The organism is Gordonia desulfuricans NBRC 100010 (genome assembly GCF_001485495.1).
GTDB lineage: Bacteria > Actinomycetota > Actinomycetes > Mycobacteriales > Mycobacteriaceae > Gordonia > Gordonia desulfuricans.
The window spans coordinates 16,083-37,306 of record NZ_BCNF01000092.1; the positions used below are offsets into that span (position 1 = coordinate 16,083).

Below are 21,224 nucleotides of genomic sequence, written 5' to 3' on the forward strand. Positions count from 1 at the left end.
GTGATGGGCCGAACCCCGGGATGCGGACCGGGACCATATCGGACATTCGGTGCGATTGGTCGCTTTCTGGGTTCGGACCGGCGCGTCGGTGTGACCTCAGGAGTCCCACGTGTCACGCTCGACCCGATGCCCACGATCAGATCAGTCTCCGCCGCCGACAGCCTCGCGACCCGACTCCGTGAGGCGCGTCGGGCTCGCCGTGAACACGGTGGCCGACCCGAACGTGGCGCGCGTGAACTGATCCTCATCGCCTTCGGCGTCCCGCTGATCACCGTGTCGGTGGCGGTGCTGATCATCCTGGCCGTACAGCTGATGGCCGGGGGCGCGCTGTCGGCGGTGCCGTCGGCGGTCGCCGCGTGCTGGCTTGCGGTGCACCAGGTCCCGATCACCTTCGGCGGTGTCACCATCGGGGTCCTGCCGATCCTGCCCACCCTGCTCGTCGCCGCCGGGACCGCGCTGATCGCCGGGTCGGCGAGCCGCACCCGGCACGGCACCGAACGGCTCACCGTCATCGTCGCAGCCGTGGCCGGTCCGCTGCTGACCACCGCGATCTGCCTCGCCGTGGTGATGGACGGATCGTCGGTGATGCCGATCCAGAGTCCCAACGCGCTCGGCGCCTTCGGGCAGACCCTGCTCGTCCACGTCGTCGCCGCCCCGATCGGCGTACTGCTCGCCAATCGTGACCTCGTCGACGCCCGGCTCACAGATGGCGATCGCCGCGGCATCCGCTACGGCGTGGTCGCCGCGCTCGCCCTGTTCGCCGCGGGCGGCATCCTCGTCCTGCTGCGCCTGCTCCTCGCCTGGACGTCGGTGGGGGAGATGATCGGCGACGGCTACGACTTCGACGGCTACCTCGGCCTCACCGTGCTGTCCATCCTCTACCTGCCGAACCTCATGATCGGAGCCGCAGCCGTCCTGGTCGGTTCCGAGGCCCACCTCGGCGCGGTGTCGGTGGATCTGTTCGCGGCCCGCGGCGGGGCGGTACCGCCGCTGCCCGCCCTGGCGATCCTGCCCGCCGACGTCGTCGCCTGGGCGCCGATCGGGCTGGCCGTTCCCGCCGTGATCGCCGTCGGCGTCGCCTGGCGGTGCCGGTCGACCGATCTGGCCGTCTACGCCCGCAGCCTGGCCGTGACCGCCGCGGTGGCCGCCACGATCATCGTGGTCCTCGGACAGCTCTCCGGTGGCCGGCTCGGTGAGGTCGGCGGTGTCGGGATCACCATCGCCACCGCCGGGGTGTTCACCATCGGGTGGATCGTCGTCGCCGGCGTGATCGTCGCGCTGGTCCACAACGTGTTGCCGTGGCTGCGGTCCGGCCGCACAGGGGCCGGCCGGCCGGGACGGGGCAGGTCCGGTGCGGTGGCCACGTCGACCGAGACCGACGCCGGCTTCGACGAGATCCTCGATGACGACGACACCGAGTCCACCGACTACGACGACACCGACCACGACTCCACCGACACCGACTACGACGACGACCAGCTCGACGTCGACGGTTTCGGGGATCACGAATACGAGGATCACGAATACGGGGACGCCGAGTCCGGGGACGGGTACGACACCCGCGGCGACTACGCGACGTCTGCCGCCGACGACGCCGGTGGCCTCGCCGGCGATGCCGAGGCAGGGTCTGCCGACCGGATCGACGGGCACCACGACCCCGCCGGGCGCGGCGCGGGCCCCGACGCGTCCCGGGACACCGCCGCCCACTAGGCTCTATGCCGTGAACCCCCCGTCATCCGCATCGAGCGCCGCCGCGCGCGCATCGGTCGTCGTGATGGCCTCGGGTACCGGGTCACTCCTGGAAGCGTTGCTGGCGCGGGCGGACGAACCGCAGTCGCCGTTCGCGGTCACCGCGATCGTCGTCGACCGTGACTGCCGCGCCGGTGAGATCGCCGCCGAACGCGGCATCCCCCTGGTCGTGTGCAAGCTCCGCGACCACGCCGACCGGGACGCCTGGGACACCGCACTGCGCGACCACGTGGCCGCGCTCGCCCCCGACTGGGTGGTGACCGCGGGGTTCATGAAGATCCTCGGGGACCGATTCCTGGGCCGTTTCGCCGGCCGGATCGTCAACTCGCACCCGGCCCTGTTGCCGGCGTTCCCCGGCGCCCACGGCGTCGCCGACGCACTCGCCTATGGCGTCAAACTGACCGGCACCACCGTGCATCTGGTGGATTCCGGGGTCGACACCGGTCCGGTACTCGCGCAGACCGCGGTACCGGTCGAGGTGGACGACACCGAGGAATCGCTGCACGAACGCATCAAGTCGGTGGAGCGCGTGCTGCTCGCCGACGTGGTGACCGATCTTGTCACCCGAGGAGTTGTCATCGACGGACGAAAGGCCTACATTCCGTGAACGCACCGAGCACTGACGCGACCCGCCGCCCCATCCGCCGCGCGCTGGTCAGCGTCTACGACAAGAGTGGGCTCGCGGATCTGGCGAAGGCCCTCAAGGATGCCGGCGTGGAGATCGTCTCCACCGGCTCCACCGCCAAGACCATTGCCGCCGAAGGTGTTCCGGTGATCGAGGTGTCGGAGCTGACCGGCTTCCCCGAATGCCTGGACGGCCGGGTCAAGACCCTGCACCCCAAGGTGCACGCCGGCATCCTCGCCGACAGCCGCAAGGACTCGCACGTCGCCCAGCTCGCCGAACTCGGTGTGGCGCCGTTCGATCTCGTCGTGGTCAACCTGTACCCGTTCACCCAGACCGTCGCCTCGGGCGCCACCCCGGACGAGTGCATCGAGCAGATCGACATCGGTGGCCCGTCGATGGTGCGCGGTGCCGCCAAGAACCACCCGTCCGTCGCGGTGGTGACCAACCCCGGTGACTACGACGCCGTGACCGCGGCCCTCGCCGGCGGCGGGTTCAGCCTGGCCGAGCGACAGCAGTTGGCCGCCAAGGCATTCCGGCACACCGCCGACTACGACGTGGCGGTCGCCTCGTGGATGTCGAGCGTGGTGGCCCCGCCGGTCGCCGACGCCGAGGGCAAGCACGAGCCCGACAACTCGCGTTTCCCGGAGTGGGCCGGTGCCACCTGGTCGCGCTCGACGGTGCTGCGCTACGGCGAGAACCCGCACCAGTCGGCGGCGCTGTACCTCTCCAACTCCGACTACCACGGTCTGGCCTCCGCCGAGCAGCTGCACGGCAAGGAGATGAGCTACAACAACTACACCGACTCCGACGCCGCCTGGCGCAGCGCACACGACTTCGACCAGCCGGCCGTCGCGATCATCAAGCACGCCAACCCGTGTGGCATCGCGGTGGGCGCCGACATCGGTGAGGCCCACCGCAAGGCACATGCCTGCGATCCGGTCAGCGCCTACGGCGGCGTGATCGCGGCCAACCGGGAGATCACCGTCGAGATGGCCGAACAGGTCGCCGAGATCTTCACCGAGGTCATCATCGCCCCCGGTTTCGCCGACGGTGCGCTGTCGGTGTTGCAGCGCAAGAAGAACATCCGCATCCTGCGGGCCGTGCCGCCGCAGCGCGCCGGGATCGAGACCCGACCCATCTCCGGCGGACTGCTGATGCAGCAGCGCGACGTGCTCGACGCCGCCGGCGACGACCCGGCCAACTGGACGCTGGTTTCCGGCGCCCCGGCCACCCCGGAGGTCCTCGCCGATCTCGAGTTCGCTTGGCGTGCTTGCCGTTCGGTGAAGTCCAATGCGATCCTGCTGGCCAAGGACGGTGCCTCGGTGGGCGTCGGTATGGGGCAGGTCAACCGCGTCGACTCCGCTCACCTGGCCGTCAACCGCGCCGGTGAGCGTGCGGCCGGCAGTGCCGCGGCCTCGGATGCCTTCTTCCCGTTCCCGGACGGCCTGGAGGTGCTCATCGCCGGTGGCGTCACCGCGGTGGTGCAGCCCGGCGGTTCGATCCGCGACACCGAGGTGATCGAGGCGGCGTCGGAGGCGGGCATCACCCTGTACCTCACCGGTGCCCGGCACTTCGCCCACTGATCCGTTGATCGGGCGCCCGAACACGTTCATCGGGCGCCCGATTCTCTTCACCGTGCCCCCGATCCCGTTGACCGGGCGCCTAATCTCGTTGACTGGGCGCCTAATCGCGTTGACCGGGCGTTCGATCTCGTTGACTGGGCGCTCGATCTCGTTGACCGGGCGCTCGTCCGCGTTGACTGGGCCCTCGATCGCGTTGACTGGGCGCTCGTCCGCGTTGACTGGGCGTGACGGGCGTCGCCGGTGACCATTCTGCAGTTCGCACTGCTCATCCTCGCGGGCTTCGGTGCGGGCCTCATCGGCTATGTCACCGGCATGGCCTCCCTGGTCAGCTATCCCGCCCTGCTCGCCGTCGGGCTGAGTCCCATCTCCGCCAACATCACCAACACCGTCGCACTGGTGTCGGTGGGCGTCGGCAGTATGAGCCAATCGGGGCGTGTGTTGCTCGACGGCGACCGGCGTCGGCTCGGAATCGGCGTCGTCGCCGCCCTGATCGGCGGCACCATCGGGGCCCTCGTGCTGATCCTCGCGCCACCCGACTCGTTCCGGATCATCGTGCCGTACCTCGTCGCCCTGGCGTCGGTGGCGCTGCTCGCCCAACCCCGGCTGCGTCGGATCGCCTCGAAACATGCTGACCGGCCCTGGATCTGGTACATCGGCCTGGGCATCATCTCGATCTACGGCGGCTACTTCGGCGCCGGCGCCGGAATCGTGCTCTTGGCCCTCGCCCTCGTCGTCACCAGTGAACCGCTGTGGCGCGCAGCCCTCTTGAAATCACTGTTCCTGGGCGTGGCGAATCTCGTGGCCGCCATCGGCTTCGCCTTCTCCGGTCACGTGCACTGGGTGGCCGCCCTCGCGATGGCGATCGGCTGCCTCGTCGGCGGCTGGTGCGGACCACCTGCCGTGAAACGTCTTCCCGCCGAGCCGCTGCGGATCGCCGTCGGAATCGGGGGACTGGGTCTGGCGCTCTGGCTGGGTATCCGGGGCTGACCCGCCGGCTCACCCGACTGCCGCGGTTGCCGCCCAGAATCAGGCCACCCGGAATCGGCCACCCAGAATTCGGACATCATCGCAGCCGTAGGACGATATTTCCTCACCGAGATGTAAACCCTGTTGCCGATGCACCATCGCGAATAGACATGCCTGGTGACTTTGTTCGTAGACATCACCGCCGACGAGGAACGCGGCGGGCAACCGGGTGCGGAGAAGACCGACACCCGGTCGCGGTGGCGCACCATCGCACTTCAGGTGGGCCTCCCGCTGCTGTCGCTGGTGCTGTTCCTGGTCGTGTGGCAACTGATCGCCATCAGCGGAGTGTGGACCGAGACCTTCGTCCCGCGCCTCGGCACCGTGTGGCAGGCCTTCGTGGACATGTCGACCACCCACGACGGCGTGATCGGCTACGCCGGCTACTACTGGTGGGAACACCTGTACATGACATTGCGCCGAGTACTGCTCGGTGTGGTGATCGGCGTCGCCGCCGGTGTGCTCCTGGGTCTGGTCATGGGGTCCATCCCGTGGGTCCGCCGGCTGCTCGAACCCTGGCTGACCTTCCTGCGGGCACTTCCGCCCCTGGCGTACTTCTTCCTCCTGGTCATCTGGCTCGGCATCGACGAGGCACCCAAGGTGACCCTGCTGGCCCTGGCAGCGTTGCCGCCCGCGGCGGTGGCGACGACGGCAGCGGTCGGCGCGGCGCCGGTGGCCCTGGTCGAGGCGGCACGCGCACTGGGCGCCTCCCGTCGTGAGGTGATCACCGACGTCGTCGTCCCGGCCGCCCTGCCGGAGACCTTCACCGGAATCCGGTTGTCGGTGGGCATCGCATACTCATCGGTGGTCGCCGCCGAACTCTTCAACGGCATCCCCGGTATCGGCGGTGTCGTCAAGGACGCAAGCAATTACAACAACACCCCCGTGGTACTCGTCGGAATCGCCCTGATCGGACTGTCCGGTCTGATCATCGACGCCGTACTCCGGGTGATCGAGCACCGCACGGTGCCCTGGCGCGGAAAGGCCTGACCTCTCATGACATCTCAACTCCGACGATCCCCGCTGCGTACGGTGGCCGCACTCGTCGCCGCCGTCACCGCGGTCCTGCTCACCCTGGTGGGCTGCTCGGTGGACAAGTCCGGCGCGGACTCCGGGAAGCCGACGATCCGCCTTGCCTACCAGTCCTTTCCGAGTGGCGACCTGATCGTCAAGAACAACCGGTGGCTCGAGGAGGCACTCCCGGACTACAACATCAAGTGGACCAAGTTCGACTCCGGCGCCGACGTCAACACCGCCTTCGTCGCCAAGCAGATCGACTTCGGCGCAATCGGATCCAGCCCGGTGGCACGTGGCCTCTCACAGCCGCTGAACATCCCGTACCAGGTGGCCTTCGTCCTCGACGTCGCCGGCGACAACGAAGCGCTCGTCGCCCGTAACGGCACCGGCATCGACACCGTCGCCGACCTCAAGGGCAAGCGGGTGGCCACCGCCTTCGCCTCGACCGCGCACTACAGTCTGCTCGCCGCACTCGAGCAGGCCGGGGTCAAGCCCGCCGACGTCGACATCATCGACCTGCAGCCGCAGGCCTCGCTGGCCGCCTGGCAGCGTGGCGACGTCGACGCCGTCTACACCTGGCTGCCCACGCTGGACGAATTGCGCAAGGACGGAAAGACTCTCATCACCAGCCGACAGCTCGCCACTGACGGAAAGCCGACGCTGGACCTCGGTGTGGTCGCCACCGACTTCGCCAACGCCCATCCCGACGTCGTCGACACCTGGCGCAAGGTGCAGGCGCGGGCGCTCACTGTGATCCACGACGATCCGCAGGCCGCCGCCGAGGCCATCGCAGCGCAGTTGGGCACCACCCCGGAGGACGCCGCCAACCAGCTGAAGCAGGGAACCTATCTGACGCCGGCCGAACTGGCCACGCCCACCTGGCTCGGTACCGAGGGCAACCCCGGCAACCTGGCCGAGAACCTGCACAGCGCAGCGGTGTTCCTCGCCGGCCAGCAGCAGATCCCGTCGGCACCGCCGCTGTCGACCTTCCAGGCCGCGCTCTACACGAAGGGATTGCCCGGTGTCCTCGAACAGTCCTAGCCCGGCGGTCACCGGCCCCACCCCTGGGGCCGCGAGCGACACTCGTCCGGAAACAACTGCGAGAAAAGCGATCTCACTGTCCGGTGTCTCGCAGAGGTACGGATCCGGGGCTTCGGCGGTGACCGCTGTGGGACCGGTGGACCTCGACGTCACCGAGGGCGAGTTCCTCGTCCTGGTCGGGGCGTCGGGCTGTGGCAAGTCGACGCTGTTGCGGCTGATCGCAGGGTTCGAGCCGCCGACCGCCGGTGAGGTGCTGGTCGGGGGAGCGGCCCCGGTCCCGGGGGTCACCTCCGGTGTGGTGTTCCAGCAGCCACGTCTGTTCCCGTGGCGCACCGTCGGCGGCAACATCGACCTCGCGTTGAAGTATGCGCGGGTGCCCAGGTCGGAGCGCCCGGCCCGCCGAGACGAACTCCTGGCACGGGTCGGGCTCACCGACACCGCCGACCGTCGCATCTGGGAGATCTCCGGTGGTCAGCAGCAGCGCGTGGCCATCGCCCGGGCGCTCGCCGCCGAGACCTCGCTGCTGCTGCTCGACGAACCGTTCGCCGCATTGGATGCGCTCACCCGAGAGACCTTGCAGGAGGATGTGCGGTCGGTCAGCGCCGATCTCGGCCGCATCAATGTGTTCGTCACCCACAGCGCGGAAGAGGCGGCCTTCCTCGGCTCGCGGATCGTCGTGTTGACGTCACGGCCCGGAACGGTGGCCCTCGATCTCGCCTCGCCGATCCCGCGGATGGGTGTCACCGCCGACGAGGTCCGTGACTCGCCCGAGTACACCGTGCTGCGCACCCAGATCGCGACCGCGGTGAAAGAAGCTGCGGTGGCAGGAACTTCGGCAGGAGGAGCCAGATCATGACCACCACTCACGTTCGGAGCACGCCCCACGCACAGACCGCCGGGGGAACCGTGACCTCCGGTGTCGAGTTCGACATCGACGAGTTCGGACCCCGATTCGGCGCCGAGATCCGCGGCGTGGACGTCGCCTCGGCGTCCGACGACGAGGTCCGCGCGCTGCGTCAGGCACTGATCGACCACAAGGTGATCGTGCTGCGCGACCAGCGGCTCGACGACGCCTCGCACATCGAATTCGGTCGCCGTCTCGGCGATCTCACCTTTGGTCATCCGGTGTGGAACAGCGGCGACGTGCCCGACGAGGTGTACGAGCTCGACAGCGCCGACAACGGATTCGCCGACGTCTGGCACACCGACGTCACGTTCATGCCGCGACCTCCGGCCGGCTCGATCCTGCGTCCGGTGGTCTTGCCGCGCAACGGCGGTGACACCAACTGGGCCGACGCCGAGCTCGCCTACGAGTCGCTCTCGGCGCCGGTACGTGACCTCGTCGACGGGCTGACCGCGACCCACGACGGCAACCGCGAGTTCGGCTACTACCTCAAGCATCGTCGTGACGGTCACGGAAATCTTTGGGACGGAAAGGAAGTCACCGCGCTGGCGCCGGTCAGTCATCCGGTGGTGCGGGTGCATCCGGAGACCGGCCGCAAGGCGCTGTTCGTCAATCCCGGTTTCACCTCGCACATCGACGGGGTCTCCGACGCCGAGAGCCGGGCGATCCTGGATCTGCTGTACGCCCACATCACCAAGCCCGAGCACATCGTCCGGCACCGGTGGCGGCTGGGGGATCTGGTGCTGTGGGACAACCGCAACACCCTGCACTACGCCAACCGCGACTACGGCGACAATCGGCGCGTGATGCACCGCATCACCCTGCGTGGCGACGCGCCCGTCGGACCTCGCTGACGCCCGGTCAACGGAATCTGGCGCCCGGTCAACGGAAACTAGCGCCCGGTCAACGGAAACTAGCGCCCGGTCAACGGGATGTGACGCCCGGTCAACGGGATCTGGTGCCCGGTCAACGGAAACTGGCGCCCGGTCAACGGAATTCGGTGCCCACTCGACTCGAGTGGGCACCGAAACTCGTTGAGTGGGCGCTTCTTCTCGTTGAGTGGGCGCTCGATCTCGTCGACCGGGCATTCCTTCGCCTTCGCCTTCGCCTTACGCTTCGCCTTCGCCTTCACTGTCATCGGTTGCGGCTGCCGGCGTTCCGCGATCCACCCACGGACCGTATTCAACCAATGGGTTGACAACATGCGTGATCCGGCGCACACTCGTATTCAACCGAATGGTTGAGGAGGATGACGTGGAGGACGACGGACTGTCCAAGGTGTTCGCCGCACTCGCCGACCCGACGCGACGCGACATGGTCGCCCGGCTCGCGGTCTCCGATGCGACGGTCGGTCAGCTCGCCGCCCCCTACGACGTCAGCCTCCAGGCGGTGTCCAAGCACCTCAAGGTGCTCGAGGACGCCGGTCTGGTGACCCGCACCCGTTCGGCACAGACCCGCCCGGTTCACCTCGAAGCGGAGGTGTTCGACCTCATGACCAAGTGGATCGAGCGGTACCAGAAGCGCGCCGAGGAGCGATACCAGCGTCTCGACGCCCTGCTGGCGGAGATGAACGACGACGCGCCGCCGCATCGTCGAGACGAACCCACCTCACGAGGAGAAGCATCATGAGCCCCACCACGCGCTACCCGCAGGCCGCCATCGAGGCCGATCCGACGGTCCCGATCATCCGCATCACCCGTGACTTCCGGGCCACCCCCGCACAACTGATGCGCGCCCACACCGACCCCGACCTGTTCATGTCCTGGGTGGGCCCCGACTCGATCAGCAGCAAGGTGATCGAGTGGGATGTCCGCAACGGCGGCAGCTGGCGATACGTCTCCACCGACGGCAACGGCGAGTACGGATTCCGAGGGTGTTTCCACACCGTCACCGACGACACGATCGTGCAGACCTTCACCTTCGAGGGCATGCCCGACGCGGTGTCGCTGGAGAAGTTGTGGTTCGAGGATCTCGGCGACGGCACCACCCGTCTGCACGCCCAGTCGCTGTGTGAGTCCTTCGAGGACCGCGACGGATGGCTCGCCTCCGGCATGGAGGTCGGTGTGAACGAGGGATATGCCCACCTCGACCGCATCCTCGAGGCCGGCGAGGTCTGATCCGGTGCCCGCACTCATCGACCTGTCCGCAGCCGATCGGCACCGTGTGATCGCCGCCGGCTTCGGCACGGTCGCCGACGCGGTGGACGATTGGGATCGACCGGCACCGGTCGACGGCTGGGCGGCCCGCGACGTCGTGGCACACCTGGTGGGGTGGATGACCGGATTCCTCGCCGCCGGTGGTGTCGAGGTGCCCGCAGCGCCGGCGCTCGATGATCCGCCGGCCGCGTGGCGAGCCCACACCGAACACATCCAGGCACTGCTCGACGAGCCGATCGCGCAGTCCGTCTTTTCCCATCCGATGGTCGGTGACCTCCGCCTGGCCGATGCGATCGACCGGTTCTACACCAGCGACGTCTTCATGCACACATGGGATCTCGCCACGGCAGCCGGTCGCCCGGCCGATCTCGATATGGCCTTCGCCGCGCATCTGCTCGACGGGATGCGGCCGATCGACGAGGTCCTGCGGAGCTCCGGTCAGTACGGGCCCGCGGTCCCCGTCGCCGACGACGCCGACCCGGTCACCGCCCTGGTCGGCTTCATCGGACGCGATCCGTCGTGGCGGGGTCCGGGTGGCCCGGCCGCATGACACCGCCGGCCGGGACGTGATGGCATGGCGCGCGCCACAGTACGGAGTACCGTGGTCGGGGTGGCAGAGTACTTCACCATCGGAACCACCGAAACCCGTCATCCGTCCCCGCGAACGTTGGGTGAGCTGCGTGCCAGTGGCCACGTGCAGCGCAGCGTGCGCGACGAGATCCGTAACAACCTGCTGACCGCCCTGCGCGAGGGCCGCGACCCCTGGCCGGGCATCGTCGGCTTCGAGGCCACGGTGGTCCCGCAGCTCGAACGCGCGCTGCTCGCCGGGCATGACGTGGTCATGCTGGGCGAACGTGGCCAGGGCAAGACCCGCATCCTGCGCACGCTGGTGGGTCTGCTCGACGAGTGGACTCCGGTGATCTCCGGCTCCGACCTCGGCGAGCACCCCTACGAGCCGATCACGCCCGCGTCGATCCGCAAGGCCGCCAACCTGCTCGACGACCTGCCGATCGAATGGCGTCACCGCAGTGAGCGCTACAGCGAGAAGCTGGCCACCCCCGACACCTCGGTCGCCGATCTCGTCGGCGACGTCGATCCGATGAAGGTCGCCGAGGGTCGTAGCCTCGGTGACCCCGAGACCATTCACTTCGGTCTGATCCCGCGGGCCCACCGCGGCATCGTCGCCATCAACGAACTGCCCGACCTGGCCGAGCGCATCCAGGTCGCCATGCTCAACGTGATGGAGGAGCGCGACATCCAGGTCCGCGGTTACACCCTGCGGCTGCCCCTGGACGTGCTGGTGATGGCGAGCGCCAACCCGGAGGACTACACCAACCGCGGCCGCATCATCACCCCGCTCAAGGACCGCTTCGGCGCGGAGATCCGCACCCACTACCCGCTGGAACTCGACGACGAGATCGAGGTGATCGAGCAGGAGGCCGACCTCACCGCAACGGTGCCGACCTTCATCACCGAGATTCTCGCCCGGTTCACCCGCCACGCCCGCGACCACCCGTCGATCGACCAGCGTTCGGGTGTGTCGGCCCGGTTCTCCATCGCCGGTGCCGAGACCGTCGCGGCCGCCGCGCTGCACCGCTCCGCGGTGACCGGCGAGGATGTCCCGGTGGCCCGCGTGGTGGACCTCGAGTCGGTCATCGAGGTGCTGCGCGGCAAGATCGAGTTCGAGTCCGGCGAAGAGGGCCGCGAACTGGAGATCCTCGAGCATCTGTTGCGGAAGTCGGTGGCCGACACCGTCCGTGCCCACCTCGGGGGTATCGACATGGCCGCCCTGGTGCATGCGCTGGAGGAAGGTGATCCGGTGGTCACCGGAGACCGGGTGACCGCCGCGGAATTCCTCGACTCGCTGCCCGATCCCGACGGCGTGACCGGTGTCCTCGACGCGATCGCCGAGCGGCTGGAGGCGACCTCCGACGGTGAACGCGCCAGTGCCGTCGAGCTGGCGCTCGAAGGACTGTTCCTGGCCCGGCGGATCGGCAAAGAGGCCGACGAGTCCGGCCAGACCATCTACGGCTGATCCAGATCCAGGGGGCATCACCCATGGTGCAGAAGAACTTTCACCGATCCCGCTATCAGCGGTACACCGGCGGACCGGATCCGCTTGCGCCGCCGGTGGATCTGCGGGAGGCGCTGAGCGAGATCGGTGACGACGTGATGTCCGGGGTGAGTCCGCAACGGGCACTTCGGGAATTCCTCCGACGCGGCAGTGCCGGCACCGCCGGTCTCGACCGTCTGCGCGAGCAGGTCAACCGACGTCGGCAGGAACTGCTGAAGAACCGCAACCTCGACGGCACCTTCGCCGAGATCCGCGAACTGCTCGACCGTGCGCTCCTCAACGAGCGCAAGCAACTCGCGCGTGATCTCGACGACGACGCACGGTTCGCCGAGATGCAGATCGGCTCGCTCCCGCCGTCCACCGCGCAGGCCGTCGAGGAGCTGTCGGAGTACCGGTGGCGCAGCCCGGAGGCCGCCGCCGACTACGACAAGATCAAGGATCTCCTCGGCGGGGAACTGCTCGACCAGCGGTTCGCCGGGATGAAGGAGGCACTGGAGGGTGCCACCGAGGCCGACCGCCAACGCATCTCGGAGATGCTGGCCGACCTCAACGAACTGCTCGACGCCCACAATCGCGGCGAGGACACCACCGAGCAGTTCGAGAAGTTCATGGATTCCCACGGCGAGTTCTTCCCCGAGAATCCGCGCAGCACCGAGGAACTCATCGATTCACTCGCCCAGCGTGCGGCCGCCGCCCAGCAGTTCTACAACTCGCTGACCCCGGAGCAGCGTGCCGAGCTCGATCAGCTGGCACAGCAGGCCTTCGGTTCACCGGATCTGATGAACCAACTGGCGCAGATGGATTCGGCGTTGCGGCAGGCACGTCCAGGCCTCGGATGGGACGACGGACAGCAGTTCTCCGGAGATCAGCCGATGGGACTCGGTGAGGGTGCCGCGGCGCTGCGCGACATCTCCGACCTCGAGGCGCTCTCCGAACAGCTCTCCCAGCAGTACGCGGGCGCCCAGATGGACGACATCGACATCGACGCGCTCGAACGGCAGCTCGGGGAGCAGGCGGGCGTGGACGCCCGCACCCTCGTCGAACTCGAGAAGGCGCTGCGTGAGGAGGGATTCTTCGACCGCACCGCAGACGGCCGACTCCGGTTGAGTCCCAAGGCGATGCGGCAACTCGGGCAGGCGATCTTCAAGGACATCGCCGAGGACATGTCCGGGCGCGGGGAGCGGCAGACCCGCAACACCGGGCTGCTCGGTGAACCGACGGGGTCGACCCGGGAGTGGGCCTACGGCGACACCGACCCGTGGGATGTCTCGCGCACCGTCGCCAACGCGGTGCTGCGGACCGCGGCGGAAGGGCATCCGACCTCACGCGATCATCCCGGCGTGCGGATCGACGTCCGGGACGTGGAGATCGCCGAGACCGAGGCCCGCACACAGGCCGCGGTGGTGCTGCTCGTCGACACCTCGTTCTCGATGGAGATGGAGGGCCGCTGGACGCCGATGAAGCGCACCGCGATCGCGCTGAATCACCTCATCTCCACCCGATTCCGCACCGACGAACTGCATCTCATCGCATTCGGCCGGTACGCGCGGTCGATCGACATCGCCGAACTGACCGGACTGCAACCCCGGATGGAGCAGGGCACCAACCTGCATCACGCACTGTTGCTGGCGCAGCGTCATCTTCGGCGGTTCCCCAACGCGCAGCCCGTCGTCCTGGTGGTCACCGACGGCGAACCCACCGCGCACCTCGATCCCAGCGGCGAGCCGTTCTTCTTCTACCCGCCGCATCCGCAGACCATCGCCCTGACCGTCCGCGAGCTCGACCACGTCGCCCGGCTGGGTGCACAGGTCACGTTCTTCCGGCTGGGCGACGACCCGGGTCTGGCCCATTTCATGGATCAGATCGCCCGGCGTATCGGCGGACGGGTGATCGCCCCCGACGTCGACGGCCTGGGGGCCGCGGTGGTGGGGGACTATCTGCGATCGCGCCGGGGTCGCCGGCGCGGCTGAACACCCGGATCGGTCGGGGTGGTCAGGCGGTCACCAGGCCGGCGGTTGCCCGGTGGGTGGCTGCCCGGTGGGTGGGTAACCGGTGGGCGGATAGCCCGGCGGATATCCGGGCGGGGCGGCCGGCGGGGTCTGGTCGCGGTTGCGCCGGTTGCGTCCGACCACCCACAGGATGATGCCGACGATCGTCACCAGAAGACCCAGCCCGCCACCGAACACCGCGAGCAGGACGCCGCCGACCCCGGAGAAGACGCCGCTCAGGGACAACGGCGGCGCACCGACGGCGTACCCGTCGCCGCAGTCGATCACGTAGTCGCCGGCAGCGGTGATCCGATACTGGGCGAAGGACCGGACGGTGGTGTTGTCGAAGGTGAACGAGCCCGACTGCATCGTCGACACGCGTTCGACGCCCGGACCGGTCACCGCGCAGGTCGGCAGCGGATCGGAGTAGGGGCCACTGACCGTGCCGGGAGCGTAGAGCGTGAGCTCGGTGTCGGCGTCGAGATGCCGGGTGACCGAGCCGTTGATCGCGAACGCCTGGGAGGTCTGGTCGGCGACCTTGCCGAATCCGTTGACCGCCAGGATCACCCCGACCACCACGCAGATCAGCATGAGAGCAGCGCCGAGCCACGTCAGGACCTTGCCCACACCAGCCATGTGCCGATGGTCGCACACAACCACGACGAACACCCCACAACTCCCGCCCCGGTATCAGGGTGGGACTCAGGGTGTTCACTCATGTCCCGGCCGGGCACGCGCGTCTACCCTGACTGTCGTGACCAGCGCACCCGAACCCCCCGCCTCCGACGACGGCCATTCGCGGATGCGGGCCGCCGACGCCGATCGTGAACTCGTGCAACAGATCCTGGCCGCAGCCCTGACCGGCGGGCACCTGACGGCCGCGGAGTACGAGCAACGGTCGGGGCGAGCGGTGCTGGCGAAGACCTTCGGTGACCTCGACACCCTCACCGACGACCTGCCGGTCACCCAGCTCGGGGTGGCCCTGCCGCAGCCCGGTGATCCCTACCCGAGCCGGGTGTCGTCGGGCAGCGGACGTGAACCGATCCGCAGTCGGCTGGCCATCCTGTCCGGGAGCGAACTCACCGGCGCGGTCCCCGTCGCCGAACATCTGTCGGCGACGGCGATCCTGGGCGGGGTCGAGATCGACCTGCGTGAGGTCGAGTTCACCGCACCCCATCTGACCATCCAGTGTCTGGCGATCATGGGCGGCATCGACATCGTCGTACCACCCGACGTCGCCGTGGAGATCGGCGGCGGCGCGATCATGGGCGGATTCGGCGGGGGCAAGGCCGCGGGCCCGGGCACCCCGGGTGCACCCACCGTGCACATCACCGGGTTCGCGGTGATGGGTGGCGTGGAGGTCAAGCGCAAGGAACGCGGCGTCGGCGGATGGGCGCAGCGGTGGGGGTGGAGCTGAGCCGGCCCGTCAGGCCAGCAGCCACGCGATGATCATGATCACCGGGATCGAGGCGAGGGTGGTGATCAGCGCGGTGTCGCGGGCCAGGACCTGGCCGCGCCGATAGCGCGTCGCATAGACCAGGACGTTCTGTGCGGTCGGCAGGGCCGCGATCACGACCTGCGCGAACAGTTTGTGGCCTTCCTCGCCGAAACCCCATCGTGCGATCACGTACACGAGTGCGGGCATCACGATCATCTTGAGCACCGTCGCCAGGGCGATGTCGCGGCGCGGACTCTGTCCCTTCTTGAACACCGCGACACCGGTCAGCGACATACCGAAGGCCAGCAGTGCTCCCGGCACCGAGGCGTTGCCGAGCATCTTGAGCGGTTCGAGGACGGCCTGCGGCGGCATCCAGCCGATCACCGAGATCGCGATGCCGACCAGTCCGCCGATGAGGATCGGATTGGTCAGCGGCAGGATCACCGCGTCGCGCAGCGGATTGCCGCCGCCGCGCTGTAGTGCGGTCTTGTCCAGGGTGACCAGCGCCAGCGGTGAGTAGATCAGGATCTGGAACAGCAGCAGCGGGGCGATGAACGACGCGTCGTCGAGTACGAAGATCGCGATCGGCAGACCGAGATTGACGCTGTTCACATACGACGACGACAGTGCGCCGATCACCACTTCGGGGGTCTCGCGATGCAGCACGAGTTTGGCGATCAGGAAGTAGAGTGCGCCGACCGCCAGGGCACTTCCACCGGCGATGACCAGGGTCGACGAGAAGATCACCGACAGATCGGTGGTGATCAGCGAGTAGATCAGCAGTGCCGGGGTGCAGACGAAGAACACCAGCCGGGAGAGCACCTCATGTCCATGGTCGCCGAGCGCGCCGGTGCGGCCCAGGACCACCCCGACGCCCACCATGATGAAGATGACGGTGAACCCGGAGATGACGCCTGACACCCGGGAGAGTCTAGGACGCCGGTGGACCACGGTCCGAATCGTGGCCGGGTCCGTGCGGTGACGGTCGGTCGAATGATCCGCGCCGTCGAGGTGTGGGGTGATCACAGGCCGGTTGGCTAGGCTGGCCGCGACCCGGATGTCGGCGGCGAGATGCCTCGCGTCGCAGAGATCAAGGACTCCGCAGGGTCCAGGACGGCACAGAAGTCCCGGACGCCGTGACGAGCAGGAGGGCTCATGTCCGCACCCCATGACGGTCCGACCGGTGATCCGGCCGAGGACCCCACCAGGATCAACCCGGTCCCGAACGATCCGGGGACCCCCGATCTGGTCAAGAAGCCGGCGCCACCGGCATACGGTGACGCCTCGGAGTTCCAGCCGACGCAGCTCGGACCGAACGTCGTGCCGCCGGTTCCGCCCGTTCCACCGCAGTCGCCGCTGCCGCCACCCTCCTACGGCGCCCAGCCGGAGACCCCGAACGTCTACGGGACCCCGCCCGGGTATGGGACCCCGCCGCAGGGCGACCCGTATGCCCAGGGTCAGTACGCGCAGGACCCGTACGCGCAGTACGGGACTCCCGGCTATGGCACGCCCGGATATGGTGCCCCCGGCTATGGCACGCCCGGATTTGGCGCCCCCGGTTATGGGACGCCCGGATACGGTGCGCCGGTCAGCCCGCCGAACAACAGCAAGGCCACCGCCTCGATGATCTGCGGCATCGCCGGCGTGGTCTTCAGCGTGGCGGGATGCTGTTTCGCCCTGGTGTTCTTCGTTCCGATGGCGCTGGGAATCGTCGCGCTCGTCACGGGAATCAAGGCGCGCACCGAGATCGAGGCATCGCAGGGCCGCGAAGGCGGCTCGGGGATGGCCATGGCCGGCATCATCACCGGTGCGATCTCGGTGGTGCTGGGTGTGGTGGCACTGGTCTACCTGATCGTCGGGACCGGCAGTTACCTGGTCAATCTGTAGCAGTCGATGTCGGTGTCCACCGGCGACGATCGGGCCGTTTTGGATCCTCGGCGCCGCGCCAGGTAGTCTGGTCGGGTTGCGTGACGCGCCCGGTTGGCTGCGTGCGCGCCGACCAGCTGGAACCATCCCCCTCGCGGAGTGGATGACTTCTGGTGAAGATCACGTAGAGAAGGGCACGATCATGGCTGTACCGAAGCGCCGGATGTCGCGGGCGAACACCCGCAGCCGTCGTTCGCAGTGGAAGGCGGACAACCCGGCATTGCAGGAGGTGAAGGTCAACGGCGTTGCGCAGCGCATCCCGCGTCGCCTCGTCAAGGCCGTCCAGGCCGGCGTCATCGATCTCGATCGTCGCTGACCCGACCGACCGGTCCACGACCGGTTCGCGAACTCACGCCGAACGCCCCGGAATCATCCGGGGCGTTCGTCGTGTCCGGGGCAGGTCCGCGCACCCTCGTCTGACACGATGAGTGGGTGCTGCTGCAGGTTCTCAACACCGCCGGTATCGCGGTGTTCGCGGCGTCGGGCGCCGTCCTCGGTGTTCGCAAGGATTTCGACCTGTGGGGCATCCTCACCGTCGGTGTGCTGACCGGTGTCGGCGGCGGCATCCTGCGGGATGTGCTGCTGGGCATCACACCACCGGCGTCGATCGACAACTGGACCCCGATCTGCACCGCCGCCATCTCGAGTCTTGTGGTGTTCTTCTTCCATCCGGCGTTCAGTGAGCTCCGCCGGATGATCCTCGTGCTGGACGCATTCGGCATGGGACTGTTCGCGACGACGGGTGCCGGGGTCGCACTCGATGTCGGGGCCAGTGCCTTCGCCGCGGTGCTGGTGGGCATGCTCACCGCGATCGGCGGCGGCATCCTGCGTGACGTCCTGGCCAACGAGATCCCGCTGCTGCTGCAACCGGCCGACCTGTATGCGATCCCCGCTCTGCTCGGTTCGGCACTGTTCGTGACGGGGGAGAGACTGGCACCGCAATGGCATGCGTGGTGGGTGGTCGCGGCGGTGATCCTGGCGACCGGGCTCCGGTTGCTGGGCCTGGCATTCCACTGGACGTTGCCGACAGCGCCGACGCGGACCTGGCCCCGACGCTGGACCCGGTGACCGCGGGTCTTGCGATCAGCGCGGTGAAAACCCCGGTTCACCGATACCGTGACGGCCTGATGGTCGTAACGTCGCCGGGGTGCTGGGGGAACACATGTCTCGGGGTCATCGGTCGGTCGGCAAACGTCTCGTCGTGCGCGCGACGATCCTGCTGTGCAGCCTGGCCGTGGTGGTCACCGGCGGGGTCCTCACGAGCGCGGTATCCGACGCCGCGCCGACGACGAGCGGCGTCGGACGCGGCGCGGGCAGCGTCACCCAGGCGTATCTGACCGGGGCGACGCCCGGGGCGTCGGTGGTGCTGCGGGATGCCGCCGGGACACGGGTCGGGGCCGGCCATGTGGACCGGCTCGGCTCGTTCCTGGTGCGTGAGCTCGCTCCGGGTGGCGGCTACCGCTTCGAGGTGGGTGGCCGGAGTGGCAACTCCTTCGCGGTACTCGGCGAGGCGCCGCCACCGACAGCCCAATTCGGCCAGGCCCTGCGACCCGGGATGAACTACATCCGGGTGCGTGACGGCATCACGCTGGCGGCGATGGTGCGACTGCCGGTGGGCAAGACCCTCGCCGACGGCCCGTTCCCGACGCTCGTCGAGTACTCCGGCTACCAGATCGCCGCACCCGGTGACTTCGTGCTCGGGGCGTTGGGATCACTGGCGCGGCAACCCGATCCACGCTCGCCGGCCATCAGCACCATGCTGGGTGGGATCATCGGTCCCACTGCCGGTTTCGCGACGGTGAACGTCGCGATGCGGGGCAGCGGCTGCTCCGGAGGGGCGTTCGGCCTCTTCGACCTGCCCACCACCTACGACGGCTATGACGTCGTCGAGACCGTTGCGCGCCAGCCGTGGGTGGCCCACCACAAGGTGGGCATGGTGGGGATCTCGTTCTCCGGGATCTCGCAGATCGCCGTCGCCGGGACGCGGCCGCCGAGCCTGGCGGCGATCGCCCCGATGAGCATCACCGACGATCTCTACTCCACCGGGTTCCCCGGCGGGATCTTCAACACCGGCTTCGCAAACACGTGGCTGGCCGAACGGCAACGTGACGCCGCACCCGCACCGGCCGGGGGCCAACCCTACCCGCGGGTGGCGATCGCAGACGGCGACCGGATCTGCGCCGATAACCAGCGACTCCGGCTGCAGTCGGTCGACGCCGAGCGTCTCGTCGCCGACAACCCCACGCGCACACCGTCGGTGCACGACCACCGGTCACCGTCCTGGTGGGCGTCGCGGATCACCGTTCCGGTCTACCTCGCCGGCGCCCTGCAGGACGAGCAGACCGGTCCGCAGTGGACCGCGATCATCCCGCGACTGGCACACAATCCGAACGTGTGGGTCAAGATGATCAACGGATCGCACTTCGACTCCACCCATCCGCAGATCCTCGGACCGTGGAACGAGTTCCTCGACATCTTTGTCGCCCACCGTGTCCCGACCCCGAAACCTGCACTGACCGCGCTCGGCCCGGTGCTCTACGAGGCCACCAGTGGCACCCCGGGCCGGCCGATCGTCACCGCGCGTCATCCCGATGCGGGGTCGCTTTCCCGTGCCCGGACACTGTTCGCGCAGGACCCGCGGATCCAGGTGTTCTTCGGCAACGGCAACGGCACCGGCACCGTACCGCCCGGCAACATGAGTGCCCCGTGGTCGGCCGGGTTCTCGTCGTGGCCACCGGCTTCGGTGGGTGACGGTCATCGCCTGGCGCTCGGGGTCGGCGGAACCCTGGGCGGCGCCGGCGGATCGGGTGAGGTCTCCTTCCGTCCCGATCCGTCGGCGCGACCGGCCGGCACGCTGGATGTGACCGGACCGTCGATGCTGCCGTGGAAGGCCCGCCCACCCTATGACTGGGCGCCGATCCCCGGGCAGGCCGGCGTCGGATTCACCAGTGCGCCACAGCAAACCGACACCACGGTGGTCGGTCCGGCGAGTCTGGACCTGCGGCTCGCGTCGTCGGCACCCGACACCGACCTACAGGCCACCGTCTCCGAGGTGCGGCCCGACGGTCGGGAGCAACTGGTCACCACCGGCTATCTGCGGGCGTCGTTGCGGGCCACCGACGATGCCGCCACCGCGCTGCACCCCGCGCGCGATTGGCTTTCGCCGCAACCGCTTCCCTCCGGGTTCAGCACCGCACGGATCTCCCTGGAACCGATCGCCTACACCTTCCGCGCCGGATCGCGGATTCGGGTCACGGTCACCGCACCCGGTGGGGACCGCACGTCGTGGCGGTTCGACACCCCGGCCACCGGCGGCCGCATCGTCGACACCCTGGCGCTGGGCCCGGGCGGGTCGTCACTGGTGTTGCCGGTGGTGCCCGGACTTCGGGCCGGTAGCCCGTCGGCGCCCTGCGAAGGTCTGCGCGGTCAGCCGTGCCGGGTCTACACGCCGGCGTTCAACGGGGGATAGCGAACGGCCACCGTGATCGCGTCTGATCGGTGATCGAGCGGGTGTCGTCGCTTGGGTTTCGTGCTGCTCGTTGGTGGTTGAGCAGGTGGCCTTCGCTTGCGCTCCCGTGCTGCTCGTTGGTGGTTGAGCAGGTCGTCCTCGCGTAGCGAGGCCGTCCGGTTGTCGAAACCTCTGTCAGCGGTGGTTGGGAGGTGATCGCTCTGAGGTGGTCGCTTTGTGTTGTCGGCCGGC

Annotated in this window: 20 protein-coding genes; 18 read left to right on the forward strand and 2 right to left on the reverse strand. The window is 68.6% G+C overall.

Features of this window, described 5'->3' with window-relative positions:
* The first annotated feature begins 126 nt into the window (after nucleotides 1-126).
* The 13 genes from GD1_RS15315 (at nucleotide 127) to GD1_RS15385 (ending at nucleotide 14,142) form a co-directional block, all read left to right on the forward strand.
* On the forward strand, nucleotides 127-1,710 hold the full coding sequence (locus tag GD1_RS15315) for a cell division protein PerM (protein ID WP_059037993.1): 1,584 nt from the start codon (nucleotides 127-129) through the stop codon (nucleotides 1,708-1,710).
* 64 nt (nucleotides 1,711-1,774) lie between these two features.
* A complete protein-coding gene (gene purN, locus GD1_RS15320; protein ID WP_059037995.1) occupies nucleotides 1,775-2,356 on the forward strand; it encodes a phosphoribosylglycinamide formyltransferase in 582 nt (193 codons plus the stop codon).
* Complete coding sequence (purH, locus tag GD1_RS15325) at nucleotides 2,353-3,957, forward strand: bifunctional phosphoribosylaminoimidazolecarboxamide formyltransferase/IMP cyclohydrolase (protein WP_059037997.1); 1,605 nt, start codon at nucleotides 2,353-2,355, stop codon at nucleotides 3,955-3,957. The genes purN and purH overlap by 4 nt, the downstream gene beginning before the upstream one ends.
* Nucleotides 3,958-4,197: 240 nt before the next feature.
* Complete coding sequence (locus GD1_RS15335) at nucleotides 4,198-4,944, forward strand: sulfite exporter TauE/SafE family protein (RefSeq protein ID WP_059038001.1); 747 nt, start codon at nucleotides 4,198-4,200, stop codon at nucleotides 4,942-4,944.
* 156 nt (nucleotides 4,945-5,100) lie between these two features.
* Nucleotides 5,101-5,970, forward strand: a complete 870-nt coding sequence (locus tag GD1_RS15340; RefSeq protein ID WP_053776883.1) for an ABC transporter permease — start codon at nucleotides 5,101-5,103, stop codon at nucleotides 5,968-5,970.
* Nucleotides 5,971-5,976: 6 nt separating this feature from the next.
* Complete coding sequence (locus tag GD1_RS15345) at nucleotides 5,977-7,038, forward strand: taurine ABC transporter substrate-binding protein (protein WP_059038003.1); 1,062 nt, start codon at nucleotides 5,977-5,979, stop codon at nucleotides 7,036-7,038.
* Nucleotides 7,019-7,894 (forward strand): ABC transporter ATP-binding protein, encoded by an 876-nt coding sequence (locus GD1_RS15350; protein ID WP_059038006.1) that lies wholly within the window; start codon nucleotides 7,019-7,021, stop codon nucleotides 7,892-7,894. The genes GD1_RS15345 and GD1_RS15350 overlap by 20 nt, the downstream gene beginning before the upstream one ends.
* Nucleotides 7,891-8,796, forward strand: coding sequence for a TauD/TfdA dioxygenase family protein (locus GD1_RS15355; RefSeq protein ID WP_059038008.1), 906 nt, complete (start codon nucleotides 7,891-7,893; stop codon nucleotides 8,794-8,796). The genes GD1_RS15350 and GD1_RS15355 overlap by 4 nt, the downstream gene beginning before the upstream one ends.
* A 382-nt stretch (nucleotides 8,797-9,178) precedes the next feature.
* Complete coding sequence (locus GD1_RS15365) at nucleotides 9,179-9,571, forward strand: ArsR/SmtB family transcription factor (RefSeq protein ID WP_053776921.1); 393 nt, start codon at nucleotides 9,179-9,181, stop codon at nucleotides 9,569-9,571.
* The gene (locus tag GD1_RS15370; protein WP_020790709.1) at nucleotides 9,568-10,059 is read left to right on the forward strand and encodes an SRPBCC family protein; all 492 of its coding nucleotides are present in this window, start codon (nucleotides 9,568-9,570) and stop codon (nucleotides 10,057-10,059) included. The genes GD1_RS15365 and GD1_RS15370 overlap by 4 nt, the downstream gene beginning before the upstream one ends.
* Nucleotides 10,019-10,648, forward strand: coding sequence for a maleylpyruvate isomerase family mycothiol-dependent enzyme (locus tag GD1_RS15375; RefSeq protein ID WP_059038012.1), 630 nt, complete (start codon nucleotides 10,019-10,021; stop codon nucleotides 10,646-10,648). The genes GD1_RS15370 and GD1_RS15375 overlap by 41 nt, the downstream gene beginning before the upstream one ends.
* A 24-nt stretch (nucleotides 10,649-10,672) precedes the next feature.
* Nucleotides 10,673-12,133 carry a sigma 54-interacting transcriptional regulator gene (locus GD1_RS15380; RefSeq protein ID WP_059038015.1) on the forward strand — a complete coding sequence of 487 codons (1,461 nt, stop codon included), beginning with the start codon at nucleotides 10,673-10,675 and terminating at the stop codon, nucleotides 12,131-12,133.
* A gap of 23 nt (nucleotides 12,134-12,156) precedes the next feature.
* A complete protein-coding gene (locus GD1_RS15385) occupies nucleotides 12,157-14,142 on the forward strand; it encodes a vWA domain-containing protein (RefSeq protein WP_059038017.1) in 1,986 nt (661 codons plus the stop codon).
* A 30-nt stretch (nucleotides 14,143-14,172) separates the two neighbouring features.
* Here the strand turns inward: GD1_RS15385 and GD1_RS15390 are convergent, their stop codons facing one another.
* Nucleotides 14,173-14,796 carry a hypothetical protein gene (locus tag GD1_RS15390; protein ID WP_157079502.1) on the reverse strand — a complete coding sequence of 208 codons (624 nt, stop codon included), beginning with the start codon at nucleotides 14,794-14,796 and terminating at the stop codon, nucleotides 14,173-14,175.
* A 118-nt stretch (nucleotides 14,797-14,914) separates the two neighbouring features.
* On the opposite strand from GD1_RS15390, the gene GD1_RS15395 reads away from it, so the two are divergent.
* Nucleotides 14,915-15,577 carry a DUF1707 SHOCT-like domain-containing protein gene (locus GD1_RS15395; protein ID WP_053776875.1) on the forward strand — a complete coding sequence of 221 codons (663 nt, stop codon included), beginning with the start codon at nucleotides 14,915-14,917 and terminating at the stop codon, nucleotides 15,575-15,577.
* A 9-nt stretch (nucleotides 15,578-15,586) separates the two neighbouring features.
* On the opposite strand, the gene GD1_RS15400 is transcribed toward GD1_RS15395, so the two are convergent.
* On the reverse strand, nucleotides 15,587-16,519 hold the full coding sequence (locus GD1_RS15400; protein ID WP_059038021.1) for an AEC family transporter: 933 nt from the start codon (nucleotides 16,517-16,519) through the stop codon (nucleotides 15,587-15,589).
* A gap of 234 nt (nucleotides 16,520-16,753) precedes the next feature.
* Here GD1_RS15400 and GD1_RS15405 point away from each other — a divergent pair, with 234 nt between their 5' ends.
* From GD1_RS15405 to GD1_RS15420, 4 genes are all read left to right on the forward strand, one after another.
* Nucleotides 16,754-17,485 (forward strand): DUF4190 domain-containing protein, encoded by a 732-nt coding sequence (locus tag GD1_RS15405; RefSeq protein WP_059038023.1) that lies wholly within the window; start codon nucleotides 16,754-16,756, stop codon nucleotides 17,483-17,485.
* A 181-nt stretch (nucleotides 17,486-17,666) separates the two neighbouring features.
* The gene (gene rpmF / locus GD1_RS15410; protein WP_053776874.1) at nucleotides 17,667-17,840 is read left to right on the forward strand and encodes a 50S ribosomal protein L32; all 174 of its coding nucleotides are present in this window, start codon (nucleotides 17,667-17,669) and stop codon (nucleotides 17,838-17,840) included.
* Between the two features lie 116 nt (nucleotides 17,841-17,956).
* Nucleotides 17,957-18,592: a trimeric intracellular cation channel family protein gene (locus GD1_RS15415; RefSeq protein WP_020791419.1), complete on the forward strand. Its 636-nt coding sequence runs from the start codon at nucleotides 17,957-17,959 to the stop codon at nucleotides 18,590-18,592.
* Between the two features lie 94 nt (nucleotides 18,593-18,686).
* Nucleotides 18,687-20,993: a CocE/NonD family hydrolase gene (locus GD1_RS15420; RefSeq protein ID WP_059038025.1), complete on the forward strand. Its 2,307-nt coding sequence runs from the start codon at nucleotides 18,687-18,689 to the stop codon at nucleotides 20,991-20,993.
* Nucleotides 20,994-21,224 lie beyond the last annotated feature (231 nt).

What these genes read in the sequence shown, in the direction of transcription:
- GD1_RS15315 (WP_059037993.1), top strand. Translation starts at nt 127, where the DNA reads ATGCCCACGATCAGATCAGTCTCCGCCGCCGACAGCCTCGCGACCCGA.
- purN (WP_059037995.1), top strand. Translation starts at nt 1,775, where the DNA reads ATGGCCTCGGGTACCGGGTCACTCCTGGAAGCGTTGCTGGCGCGGGCG.
- GD1_RS15345 (WP_059038003.1), top strand. Translation starts at nt 5,977, where the DNA reads ATGACATCTCAACTCCGACGATCCCCGCTGCGTACGGTGGCCGCACTC.
- GD1_RS15355 (WP_059038008.1), top strand. Translation starts at nt 7,891, where the DNA reads ATGACCACCACTCACGTTCGGAGCACGCCCCACGCACAGACCGCCGGG.
- GD1_RS15365 (WP_053776921.1), top strand. Translation starts at nt 9,179, where the DNA reads ATGGTTGAGGAGGATGACGTGGAGGACGACGGACTGTCCAAGGTGTTC.
- GD1_RS15370 (WP_020790709.1), top strand. Translation starts at nt 9,568, where the DNA reads ATGAGCCCCACCACGCGCTACCCGCAGGCCGCCATCGAGGCCGATCCG.
- GD1_RS15375 (WP_059038012.1), top strand. Translation starts at nt 10,019, where the DNA reads ATGCCCACCTCGACCGCATCCTCGAGGCCGGCGAGGTCTGATCCGGTG.
- GD1_RS15380 (WP_059038015.1), top strand. Translation starts at nt 10,673, where the DNA reads ATGGCGCGCGCCACAGTACGGAGTACCGTGGTCGGGGTGGCAGAGTAC.
- GD1_RS15385 (WP_059038017.1), top strand. Translation starts at nt 12,157, where the DNA reads ATGGTGCAGAAGAACTTTCACCGATCCCGCTATCAGCGGTACACCGGC.
- GD1_RS15390 (WP_157079502.1), bottom strand. Translation starts at nt 14,796, where the DNA reads ATGGCTGGTGTGGGCAAGGTCCTGACGTGGCTCGGCGCTGCTCTCATG.
- GD1_RS15405 (WP_059038023.1), top strand. Translation starts at nt 16,754, where the DNA reads ATGTCCGCACCCCATGACGGTCCGACCGGTGATCCGGCCGAGGACCCC.
- rpmF (WP_053776874.1), top strand. Translation starts at nt 17,667, where the DNA reads ATGGCTGTACCGAAGCGCCGGATGTCGCGGGCGAACACCCGCAGCCGT.
- GD1_RS15420 (WP_059038025.1), top strand. Translation starts at nt 18,687, where the DNA reads ATGTCTCGGGGTCATCGGTCGGTCGGCAAACGTCTCGTCGTGCGCGCG.